10 protein-coding genes are annotated in these 11,295 nt (G+C 47.6%); 4 read left to right on the top strand and 6 right to left on the bottom strand.

Annotated features, from left to right (window positions below; all coding sequences use genetic code 11):
• Positions 1-138: 138 nt before the first annotated feature.
• The 4 genes from L990_RS02750 to L990_RS02735 all read right to left on the bottom strand — a co-directional run bounded on the left by L990_RS02750 (position 139) and on the right by L990_RS02735 (position 2,861).
• Positions 139-1,347, bottom strand: coding sequence for an ABC transporter permease (locus L990_RS02750; protein WP_047445299.1), 1,209 nt, complete (start codon positions 1,345-1,347; stop codon positions 139-141).
• 212 nt (positions 1,348-1,559) lie between these two features.
• Positions 1,560-1,895 (bottom strand): 30S ribosome-binding factor RbfA, encoded by a 336-nt coding sequence (gene rbfA / locus L990_RS02745; RefSeq protein ID WP_047445297.1) that lies wholly within the window; start codon positions 1,893-1,895, stop codon positions 1,560-1,562.
• Between the two features lie 75 nt (positions 1,896-1,970).
• Complete coding sequence (locus L990_RS02740) at positions 1,971-2,390, bottom strand: acyl-CoA thioesterase (protein ID WP_047445295.1); 420 nt, start codon at positions 2,388-2,390, stop codon at positions 1,971-1,973.
• A gap of 9 nt (positions 2,391-2,399) precedes the next feature.
• Positions 2,400-2,861, bottom strand: coding sequence for a YqaA family protein (locus L990_RS02735; RefSeq protein ID WP_047445293.1), 462 nt, complete (start codon positions 2,859-2,861; stop codon positions 2,400-2,402).
• Positions 2,862-3,014: 153 nt separating this feature from the next.
• On the opposite strand from L990_RS02735, the gene L990_RS02730 reads away from it, so the two are divergent.
• Positions 3,015-4,376 carry a DUF389 domain-containing protein gene (locus L990_RS02730; RefSeq protein ID WP_052180671.1) on the top strand — a complete coding sequence of 454 codons (1,362 nt, stop codon included), beginning with the start codon at positions 3,015-3,017 and terminating at the stop codon, positions 4,374-4,376.
• A gap of 11 nt (positions 4,377-4,387) precedes the next feature.
• Here L990_RS02730 and metF read toward each other — a convergent pair whose 3' ends face one another.
• Both metF and metH read right to left on the bottom strand, forming a co-directional pair.
• Complete coding sequence (gene metF / locus L990_RS02725; RefSeq protein ID WP_047445291.1) at positions 4,388-5,341, bottom strand: methylenetetrahydrofolate reductase [NAD(P)H]; 954 nt, start codon at positions 5,339-5,341, stop codon at positions 4,388-4,390.
• A 169-nt stretch (positions 5,342-5,510) separates the two neighbouring features.
• A complete protein-coding gene (gene metH, locus L990_RS02720; protein WP_047445288.1) occupies positions 5,511-9,182 on the bottom strand; it encodes a methionine synthase in 3,672 nt (1,223 codons plus the stop codon).
• 175 nt (positions 9,183-9,357) lie between these two features.
• Here metH and L990_RS19040 point away from each other — a divergent pair, with 175 nt between their 5' ends.
• The 3 genes from L990_RS19040 to L990_RS19035 form a co-directional block, all read left to right on the top strand.
• Positions 9,358-9,648, top strand: a complete 291-nt coding sequence (locus L990_RS19040) for a hypothetical protein (RefSeq protein ID WP_156121297.1) — start codon at positions 9,358-9,360, stop codon at positions 9,646-9,648.
• Positions 9,649-10,100: 452 nt separating this feature from the next.
• On the top strand, positions 10,101-10,721 hold the full coding sequence (locus tag L990_RS02710; protein ID WP_047445285.1) for a hypothetical protein: 621 nt from the start codon (positions 10,101-10,103) through the stop codon (positions 10,719-10,721).
• Positions 10,722-10,793: 72 nt separating this feature from the next.
• On the top strand, positions 10,794-11,295 hold a 502-nt coding region (locus tag L990_RS19035), incomplete at its 3' end, for a phage tail protein (RefSeq protein WP_052180669.1).

The following is an 11,295-nucleotide window of genomic DNA, read 5'->3' as shown; positions in this document are numbered from 1 at the left end:
TATACTCGAAAATGTTGTGCATACAACATCTCTGCACGAATTTAACATATGGAAACGTTAATTCAAAACTTACGGCTATATTTTCCGCAATTAGTAGCGTATTTTATTTAACATTTGATGTATTGCCAGTCATGCTCGTTAAGAAACAGACTTTTTTAACGTTGAAATAGGGTAACGAGCGGCAAAAAAGCCGATCCCCACAACCGTTACAAAAACATACAGCAAATCTAAAGGTTGTATCTGTACGGGATAGGCATCGAGCACAAAATTCCCCTCGGTGTAAAGTTTTACCAGCTTAAAGTGCTGCTGTGCCAACGAAACAAGCAACCCTAAAACAACCCCAACAGCCGCCCCTACAATCGATATTAGCCAGCCAGACAAGAAAAAAGTTCGCTCCAAGAGCTTCGGAGAAGCGCCCATCGATCGCAAGATCTTCACGTCCTCCGTTTTATCGAGCATTAGCATCGAAAGCGAGCCAATAATATTAAATGAAGCTACAATTAAAATCAATGATAAGATGAGGTAGATGATCCACTTTTCCGACTTCATAATCCGAAAAAGCACCTCATTTTGCATAAACCGATCCTTTACAACAAATGCAGGGCCCAGCTCCGACTTAACCGCAGCATAAACCTCGGTCAAGTTAGCACCAGGCTTTATCTTCAACTCCAAGGCAGACGTTTCATTCGTAAAATGAAAAATCGTATCCAAAACCCGTATGGGTACAAAAACATACTTCATATCGTATTCGAGGTTGGTTTCGAATACCGACGAAGGAAACACGTAGCTTTGAATTAAGGCATCGGGCGAAGCGGCATCCTGAGCCGATGGGTTGGGCAAGTACAGGTACAGCGGGTTCATAAAGTTTACCCCGACACCTAACGACTGGGCAATCATCAACCCCACAGACGCCTGATTAATATCGCCTTTTGTAAGATCGAAGCGACCAACAGCAAGCATCGAGTCAATCCCCACAACATGCTGGTAGGACGAGTCAACCCCCTTTATGGTTACCACCTGCTGCTTATCGGCATATTTTACAAGCGCATTCTCCTCGATAGTACGACTAACCGACTGTACACCTTTTACAGAGTGCAGCCGATGGTTTAGCGCCTCATCGTAGCTGAAGTACTTCCCTTCCGCCGGAGTAATCTTCAACTCCGGATCGAAGGTGCTATACATCGAACGGATATAGCTGTCAAAGCCATTATAAACCGACAAGACAACGACTAAGGCCATCGCTCCCACTGCTACTCCAACCAAACTTATCATCGACATGATATTGATTGACGAATGCTTCTTCTTTGAGAAGAGATACCTTTTAGCAAGGAAAAATGGCAAATTCATTATCTTAGTTTAATGGCTTTCACAATAAGTATTCTTGCAAGATTCCACTTCCACAGCCTAATTTATAAAACGTACAAGTTGCATATCAAGTGTAAAACAAGCGTATTTACGGATTAGACGCTTTAAGAGGCGCAGCAGAGGATCTGAAATAACCTTTTCTAACTGCTGATTAAAATCGCCTCTGCAACCTATGGAAGGGAATCCCTTAACTCCTATTTCAACAGGTTGTCAATACGCTCTACGTAATCTAACGAATCATCAATATAGAATGCAATCTCGGGTACAATACGAAGCTGATGGCGCACGCGTTGGCCCAACTCAAATCTAAGATCCTTTGCATTCTCGTCTAACTTAACCTTAACGTCCTTAGCCTTATTGGATGGAAAAACGCTTACATACACCTTCGCAAAACCTAAATCTGGCGAAACACGCACAGCGGTAACCGTTACCATTGCCCCGTCGTAGGCGGCTAAACCTTGACGTTGAATTAGCTCACCTAAGTCCTTTTGTATTAATCGGCCTATTTTGAGCTGTCTTGTTGAATCCATCTAATTAAAATTTTGACAAAGATACGAAAGATAATTCAAGAATCAGGATAGCTAGCTATCCTACTGGCCTATTAACTACAGTTCATTAAAGGTATACCCTTGTGCCGTTAGCACCTCATCAAACAAGGTTGGAGCAATTGGCCTTCCATTTTTTGTTAAGACGCCTGTTACCTTTGCCTGTATAGCCACCTTACCATCGCTTTTGCGGATTATGTTTTGATCAAAAACAAAACGTAAACGCCCCTCCTTGTGCATACCAAGGGTTACCAAAAACTTGTCGCCTGGTCGTAAGGATTGCTTATAGTCCATTTCTACCCGAATAACTACCGCATCTATACCATCGTTATGCAGCTGCGCAAAGTTTAGCCCAACCTCATTAAGAAACTCGTGCCTACAATGTTCTAAGTAGTTTTGGTAAACTGCATTATTAACAATTCCCTGAATGTCGCACTCATAGTCGCGAACCTGCATTTCTAGCTCGTAAACCTTATCCATATCTGTCAACTAAAATATTCCATTAAACAATTTAACGCCATGAACTGTAAGAAAAGCCCAAATGGTGTAACGAGTTGCCTTTCCCAAAATCATATACCCCAGTACCAGCCACTTCGATGTTTTCATGAAGCCCAATACAACCGGAATAAAATCGCCAATACCTGGCAGCCACGAGAAGAAGGCCATTACGGCTCCATACTTTTTGATGGTTCCGCTCCATTTCTCGAGCGTTGCCTCCTTTACCTTAAAGTACTTCTCCACCCACTCCCACTTGCCTAAAAAGCCAAGTATGTAACCAAGCATCCCACCTAGCGTATTTCCGGCAGTTGCGGCAATGGTTGCAAATATAGGATTAGCGCCGGCAATGAGCAATCCTACAAACACCACCTCCGAACTCATGGGAATAAATGTAGCGGCAATAAATGCTGCCAGAAATAAGCCTACATAACCGTATTCTATTAGATGCTCCATCAAAAGTAAATTTCTCTAAAGTAGCAAAATCATTTAAATCTTTACGCCCACCACTAGTAAGAGGCTATCTTTCTATTTTGTACTTTACTAGACACAAGTATTCATCCTCACCAAAAAATGCCTTAATTTTATAACAGACTAAAAGATTCTGAGATGCCACACAATTTCATTAAAGAGGACAATCGCGAAGGACGGTTTTCTTGGCGAGAGTTGCTAAAGCACTACTTTGACATTCACCCAAACACACAAGACTCCTCGCTTATACAAGAAAGCGTAAAGCAGGGCACTATATTTAAAGGCGTTAACCTATGGGCGCTAATTGGCGCAATCTTTATTGCATCGTTGGGGTTAAACACCAACTCTACAGCTGTTATAATTGGGGCAATGCTGGTTTCCCCTCTTATGGGGCCGATAATTGCCATCGGCCTATCCGTTGCCACCTTTAACCTGCCGCTGCTCCGTTTTGCATGGAAAAACTTTGTTCTATTTGTGGTCATCAGCCTCGTTATCTCGGCGTTTTACTTCTTCGTATCGCCGCTCAAAGAGCCCACTGCAGAGCTTACCGCCCGCACCTTTCCAACCATATACGATGTGCTAATTGCATTCTTTGGTGGAACTGTGGGGATGATTAGCAACGGACAAAAGGAAAAAAGCAATGTTATACCCGGAGTAGCAATCGCCACCGCGCTAATGCCTCCCCTCTGTACTGCAGGATATGGCATTGCAACAGGCAACATTAGCTACTTTGCTGGAGCCATGTACCTATTTACCATCAATACGGTAATGATTGCCTTTGCATCGCTTGCCGTCTCCAAGTTTTTACTTAAGATGCCCATCCTTCGATATCCCAACGCAAAGGAAACCAAGCATGTCAACCGGATTGTTGCCATTATTCTTATAGCCACAATTTTACCAAGCATTTACTTAGCCTACACCCTCGTTCTTCGCAACGTGTACGAGCAGCAGGTAAACCTTTTCATTAAAAACGAGCTCACGGAGAATAACATTGTCGTACTCTCGAAAAAAGTCTCCTACAACAACAGAACGGTAGAGCTATACCTAATGAACTCTCCATCCGAGAATCAAAAGAAGAACCTTCGGAAGGAGCTGAGCACGTACAAGATTCCCAAAACCACCCTCGTGTTTAAAGGTATCGACGAGCTCATTAGCAGCAAGCAAAGCAACCTAAACACCGAGATGCAGAAGAAGGATTTAATGATTACCCAGCTAAACGACTCGCTAAATAAAGTAAGCCAGTTGCTACACGCAAAGGAGAGGGAGGCGGTAGATCAGGGCAAGCAGAATACCCTCCTTGCCAAGCAGCTAAACGCCATTTCGCCACAGGTAGTTGGCGTTGGTGTTGCAGCAATTAGCGCTACAAGTAGCAACACCAGTTCAGAGATCTGCATACTCATTAAGGCAAAAGAAAAGCTGCCGCCAGCAACCAAGAAACAAATCGAACGGTTTGCACAAATACAGTATCCCCAGAAAAAGGTTACGGTGATATTCAACTAAAAAAAAGGAGGTTAAAAAACCTCCTTTACTATTTTCTCGATATTGTCGGGCTTACCCATGGTGTAGTAGTGAAGCACCGGAACTCCCGCCTCCTTCAGCTCCTTACTTTGAGCAATTCCCCACTCGACACCAACCTGACGCACCTCTTCGTTATTTTTGCAGCGGCCTACAGCCTCCACCAAATCTTGCGGCAAATCGATATGAAATATCTGAGGCAGCATCGTTAAATGCTTTTTCATAGATATTGGTTTGATGCCTGGAATGATAGGTACGTTAATACCTATGGCCCGACACTGCTCTACAAATTGAAAAAACTTCTGGTTGTCAAAAAACATCTGCGTTACAATGTAGTGGGCACCAGCGTCAACCTTTGCCTTCAGATTTAAAAGATCGGTTTCCAAGTTTGGAGCTTCCGAATGCTTTTCGGGGTAGCCTGCAACGCCAATACAGAAGTCTGTTTGATGAATATGGGGCGTTTCGGGATCTACATATTTCCCATGATTAAGACCGTTTACCTGCTTCACCAAATCGATAGCCAGCTTATTACCGCCCGGCTCCGACTGAAACGACTTTGCCCCCTTTTCGGCGTCACCGCGTAGGGCTAGGACGTTGTCAATTCCCAAAAAGTTCAGGTCTATTAGCGCATCCTCGGTCTCCTCGCGCGTAAAGCTACCGCAAATCAGATGCGGCACTACGTCTATTCCATACTTATACTTAATACCCGCCGAAACGCCAACCGTACCGGGACGTTTCTTTATAATGCGGCGCTCCAGCAGCCCGCTAGGCTGCTCCTTAAGCACCACCTCGGGACGATGGTAGGTTACATTAATATACGAAGGGGCGTAATGCACCAACGGCTCAATGGTTTCCTCTATCTCACTAAAGGAAGCCCCCTTTAACGGTGGCAGCAGCTCAAACGTAAACAATGTCGACTGCGCCCTATTTATGATGTCAATTACTTTCATTGCTTTCTTCTTTTTCTTTAACACAGAGACTCAGAGTCACAGAGTCCGCAGAGTTTGAATATAAGTAGAACACAGATGTGAGCAATTTTTACAGAGTAACGCCCATTTTTGTAGCTAATACAAAAAAAGCCTGTGCCCTCTGCGTCTCCGTGTCTCTGTGTTGATTTTTCTAATACCCCAGATTCGGTCTCAGCAGCCTCTCCGCCTCCGAAAGCGATATACCCTTGCGGGTAGCATACAGCTCCACCTGCTCCTTGGTTATGCGGCCAAGGTTAAAGTAGGTCGATTCGGGATGCGCAAAGTACCAACCGCTTACCGATGCTCCCGGCCACATTGCGCAGTTTTCGGTAAGCTTGGCGCCGATATGCTTTTCGGCCTGCAGCAAATCGAATATTACGCGCTTTTCACTATGCTCGGGACACGAAGGGTAGCCAGCAGCAGGACGTGTGCCGCGATACTCTTCGTGCAGCAGCTCCTCCAACGGCAGCTCTTCTACGGGAGAGTATCCCCAAAACTCCTTGCGTACGCGCTCGTGCAGGCGCTCGGCAAATGCTTCTGCAAGCCTATCGGCTAGCACCTTGGCCATTATTGCGCTATAGTCGTCGTGCATTGCCTCAAACTCCTTTACCAGCTCGTCGGCGCCGTGCACCGTAACGGCAAAGGTTCCGATATAGTCGGTTCGGCCGCTGCTCTTTGGCGCAATGTAGTCGGCCAACGAGAAGTTGGGCTTTTTATCCTCGCCGCGTCGCTCCTGGTTACGAAGGAAGCGATAGCGCGCCACCTCCTCGCCCGATGTGCCGTAAACCGCCACATCCTCGTCTACGCTGTTGGCAGGTAGCAGCGCATAAACGCCTTTAGCCGTAAACAGCTTCTCGTCTACAATACGCTGCAGCAGCACCAGCGCATCGGCATGCAGCTTCTTAGCCTCTTCGCCCTTTACGGGGTCGTTAAATATTTTTGGATACTTCCCGTTGATATCCCACGAGAAGAAAAAGAAAGTCCAATCGATATAGCGAGCCAGCTCCTCCAGCGGATAGTCCTCCAGCACAAAAGTACCGAGCTGCTTAGGTGCATCTATTGGTAGCGACGCCCAATCTGTCTTAATGCAGTTACTTCGCGCCTCGGCCAGCGTCACATACTCGCTATCGCCCCTACGGCGATTATGCTCCTCGCGCATGGAGGTATACTCCTCGTTAATCCTATCGATATACTGCTGCCTATCCTCCGAAATTAGGCTGCGCACAACGCCCACCGCACGCGAGGCGTCCTTTACGTGCACCATCCCATTTTCGTACTCGGGCGCAATCTTTACCGCCGTATGAATCTTGCTGGTGGTAGCGCCTCCCAGTATTACGGGCACATTAAAGCCCTGGCGGCGCATCTCCTTGGCCACGGTTACCATCTCATCCAACGATGGGGTGATAAGTCCGCTTAGCCCGATAACATCCACGTTGTGAGCCTTGGCCTCCTCCAGTATTTTTTCGGCAGGAACCATCACCCCTAGATCGATGATATCGTAGCCGTTACAGGCCAGCACCACGCTAACAATATTTTTACCGATATCGTGTACATCGCCCTTTACGGTAGCCATAAGCACCTTTCCGGCCGATGTTAAATCGCCATTCTTTGCCTTTTCCTCCTCAATATAAGGGGTAAGGTAGGCAACAGCCTTCTTCATTACGCGGGCGCTCTTCACCACCTGCGGCAGGAACATCTTCCCTGCCCCAAAGAGGTCGCCAACCACGTTCATACCATCCATAAGCGGCCCTTCAATGACATGCAGCGCGGCAGGATAGTTATGGCGCGCCTCCTCAACATCCTCGTCGATATGCTCGGTGATGCCCTTAATTAGCGCGTGCTTTAGCCTCTCGGCAACGGGCTGCTCCCGCCAGGCATCCTTCTTCGCCTCCTCGTGCTCGCCCTTAGCCTGCGACTTTATCTTATCGGCGTACACCAGCAGACGCTCGGTGGCATCCTTTCGGCGGTTGAGCACCGCGTCCTCGCACAGCTTTAGCAGGTCGGGCTCAATCTCGTCGTACACCTGAAGCATGCCCGGGTTCACAATCCCCATATCCATCCCCGCCTTAATGGCGTGGTACAGAAATACCGAGTGGATGGCCTCGCGAACCGTATCATTACCGCGGAAGCTGAACGACAGGTTGCTCACCCCTCCGCTGATCTTGGCATGCGGACAATTTTTCTTAATCCACTCGCACGCCTTTATGTAGCTTACCCCATAGCCGTTGTGCTCCTCTATGCCGGTAGCAATGGCCAGTATGTTGGGGTCAAAAATGATATCCTGTGGCGGAAATCCCACCTTCTGAGTTAGCAGCTTATACGAGCGCTCGGCAATCTCTATTTTACGCTCGTAGGTATCGGCCTGGCCCCGCTCATCAAAAAGCATCACCACCGCGGCAGCACCGTAGCGCTTTACCAGCTTAGCCTTGTAAAGAAACTCCTCCTCGCCCTCCTTTAGGCTGATGGAGTTTACCACGCTCTTTCCCTGCACGCATTTGAGTCCGGCCTCCAGCACCTCCCACTTCGACGAGTCGATAACGATAGGTAGCCGTGCAATTTCGGGCTCCGAGGCAATCAGGTTAAGAAAGTTAACCATCGCCGCCTTGGCATCCAGCATCGCATCGTCCATGCACACATCAATAAGCTGTGCGCCACCCTCTACCTGCCCCTGTGCCACCGAAAGCGCCTGCTCGAACTTCTCCTCGCGGATAAGGCGCGCAAACATCTTGGAGCCCGCCACGTTGGTACGCTCGCCAATGTTTACAAAGTTCGACTCCTTGGTTACCCGAACCGGCTCTAGGCCGCTAAAGGTGGTAACCGGCTCCTTGGGTTCGATAGCCCGAGGCTGGTAGCGCTCGGCCACCTGCGCAATGGCCGCAATGTGGGCGGGCGACGTGCCGCAGCATCCCCCAATAATATTGAGCAGGCCATCCCTCAAAAAATCCTCGATGATGGTGGCCATCTGATCGGGCCCCTGGTCGTACTCGCCAAACTGGTTGGGCAAACCAGCGTTGGGATGCGCGCTAATATGGAAGGGCGCCTTTGCCGCTATCACCTGAATGTAAGGCTTGAGCTGCTGCGCGCCCAGCGCACAGTTAAAGCCCACGCTAAGCAGGTTTACATGCGACACCGACGCCAAAAAGGCCTCGGCCGTTTGCCCCGAAAGGGTGCGTCCGCTGGCATCGGTAATGGTGCCCGATACCATAACGGGTATATGTATGCCATGCTCGTCGCCGTACTGCTCTATGGCAAACAGCGCGGCCTTGGCGTTTAGCGTATCAAAAATGGTTTCAACCAAAAGGATGTCGGCACCTCCGTCCATTAGGCCGCTCACCTGCTCGTAGTAGGCGCGCGCCAGCGTATCGAAGCTGATGGCCCGGAAGGCGGGGTTGTTCACATCGGGCGACATGGAGGCCGTTTTATTGGTAGGCCCAATCGATCCAGCCACAAAGCGCGGGCGCTCGGGCGTCGAGAACCTATCGCAGGCACGGCGCGCAATGCGAGCCGCCTCCACGTTTATCTCGTACACCAAGTCCTGCATCTCGTAGTCGGCCATCGAGATGGCGTTGGCGTTAAACGTATTGGTTTCGATGATATCGGCTCCGGCACGAAGGTACTCCTCGTGAATGCCCTCGATAATTTGCGGCTGGGTGATAACCAGCAGGTCATTGTTGCCTTTTACCTTTGCGGAGATGTTGGCAAATCGGCTGCCGCGGTAGTCCTCTTCGGTAAGCTTAAAGCGCTGGATCTGCGTACCCATAGCGCCATCAAGCACCAGCACCCTGCGGCGGAGCGCTTGCTCCAGACTGCTACTGTTAGACATAGTTGTAGTAAGTTGATTTTCTGCGTTTATATATCGTTGCTAAAATAGTAAAAAAGATTAACACAGCGCCATCTTTTCTGCCTGCTAAACCGCTCATCACCCGGCCTACAACAGCCTCTAGCGCACCCTCAAATGCGCCTAAAAAGACAAACCGCTGATAATCTGCATTTTGTTTTTGCAGGTAGGAAAAATCATTTCGGAGACCTCCAAAACGATTTCGGAGGCCTACTTTTTGGTTTCGGAGGCCTGCAAAACAATTTCGGAGGCCTCCCTTTTGGTTTCGGAGACCTGCAAAACGATTTCGGAGACCTGCCTTTTGGTTTCGGAGGCCTGCAAAATCATTTCGGAGACCTGCAAAATGATTTCGGAGGTCTGCAAAACAATTTCGGAGGCCTACTATTTAGCTTCGGAGGCCTGCAAAACGATTTCGGAGACCTGCTATTTGCGCTCGGCTCCGCAAAATTAGCCTTCAAAAAACAACCTTTCACTTTTGGTAGCCTAAAAAATAGAAAGGTAGCGCTACAAGCTCATTTTTCAGGCATACAACCTAGAAAAGCAGCCCTACTCGTATAATATTCCCCAAATTAAATCGCACATAGCTTAAACATAGTCCAAAAGCACGCTTTTAAACACCAAGTTAAATTTAACCCATTTCGCAATCACACGTACTATCCAAAAATTTTTCAAATTATTGCACAATGTAAGCCACACCTATATCTATATAAGCACACGCAACAAAGCAACAAAAAGCGCATAAAACCGCCTATAACGATATAAATAGAGTAATAAAGAGAAGAATAAAGTCAAACATAAAGCAAGTGTTAAATAATTTTATTTAAGATTTTGTTGCTTTTTATTTCAAATTGCCATAAATTTACACAAACCGCAAAAACAATTTAATTTAACGCTTTTAATATTATGACCGCAACAGTCATCACAAGCTACGCTAAACTTAGCGACTCGGAGCTGCTAACAAGAGCACAATGTGCGCAAAAAGGGTTAACCAATAATGCCTACATAAAAACAGAGCCGGAGGAGCTAACCAAGTTCAATGCGAACATTACGGCGCTAAATAACGCCATCGTAGATGCCAAAGACGGTAGCTCGATTGCCATCCTTAAAAAGAATGAATGCCGCGAGCTGGTGCTGGATGACATGCACCACCTTGGCCAAAAAGTAAACTTACAGGCCAACGGTAATATAGAAGTCTTACAATCGTCGGGTTTTGTGCTTAGCAAGGAACCAATATCCAGAGGGGTTCTCCCAAAACCAACCGGATTTAAGGTGGTAAGCGGCGACAATAGTGGCGAGCTAACCTGCAGCGTCGACTCATTTGCAGGCGTACGCGTTTACTGCTTCTTCTACACCGAGGCGCCTGCAACCGAAGACATCTCCAAGTGGCAGCTAAGCATCTCAACCGTTAGAAAGAAAAAGATAAGCGGACTAACTCCCGGCAAGCAGTACACCTTACGCTGCGCCTACAAGGGTACGGAAGAAGAGTTGATTTACAGCGACCCAATATCCATTTACGTACAGTAAAAAGCAGCGAATTCGTTCGCTGCCACACGATACTAATGAACGTACAGGAGTAACAATTAAAAAATTAGATTTATGGAAGCATATATTGGAGAAATCCGAGCATTTCCGTACAACTTCGTTCCTGAGGACTGGTTACTTTGCGATGGCTCCAGACAGGAAGTCAGAGCCTTCCAAGCTCTATTTGCAGTAATCGGGGGCCAATACGGAGATACCGATGGGCGCACCTACTTTACGCTACCCAACTTGCAGGGCATGGTACCAATGGGAGCCAATCCATCTAACACCTCAAAAAGAGTTGGCCAAAAAGGAGGAAAAGAAACAGTAACGATAACCAACAACAATATGCCAAGTCACATCCACACGGCATATGCAGATAAGAAAGAAAACACCCAACAGTCGTTAGCAACCCAAACTCCCAGTCCTTCCGTATTCCTGTCTAACTTACTTGCCACCACGGCTACTGGAGCTCCTGTCCTTTACAGCTATGTAGATTACACTCCTCAAACAACAAACGTTGTTCCGAATACAGCGCTTATAGGAGTATCCGCAGGAAATGGACAACCTCATGACAACA

The sequence above is a fragment of the Alistipes sp. ZOR0009 genome, from assembly GCF_000798815.1.
GTDB lineage: Bacteria > Bacteroidota > Bacteroidia > Bacteroidales > ZOR0009 > Acetobacteroides.
The sequence above is the reverse complement of the archived record's forward strand: the minus strand, read 5'-3'. Positions and strand labels throughout refer to the sequence as shown.

Coding starts and splice junctions, on each gene's coding strand:
- L990_RS02750 (WP_047445299.1), bottom strand. CDS start 1,347: ATGAATTTGCCATTTTTCCTTGCTAAAAGGTATCTCTTCTCAAAGAAG.
- L990_RS02730 (WP_052180671.1), top strand. CDS start 3,015: ATGCCACACAATTTCATTAAAGAGGACAATCGCGAAGGACGGTTTTCT.
- metH (WP_047445288.1), bottom strand. CDS start 9,182: ATGTCTAACAGTAGCAGTCTGGAGCAAGCGCTCCGCCGCAGGGTGCTG.
- L990_RS02740 (WP_047445295.1), bottom strand. CDS start 2,390: ATGGATAAGGTTTACGAGCTAGAAATGCAGGTTCGCGACTATGAGTGC.
- rbfA (WP_047445297.1), bottom strand. CDS start 1,895: ATGGATTCAACAAGACAGCTCAAAATAGGCCGATTAATACAAAAGGAC.
- L990_RS02735 (WP_047445293.1), bottom strand. CDS start 2,861: ATGGAGCATCTAATAGAATACGGTTATGTAGGCTTATTTCTGGCAGCA.
- L990_RS02710 (WP_047445285.1), top strand. CDS start 10,101: ATGACCGCAACAGTCATCACAAGCTACGCTAAACTTAGCGACTCGGAG.
- metF (WP_047445291.1), bottom strand. CDS start 5,341: ATGAAAGTAATTGACATCATAAATAGGGCGCAGTCGACATTGTTTACG.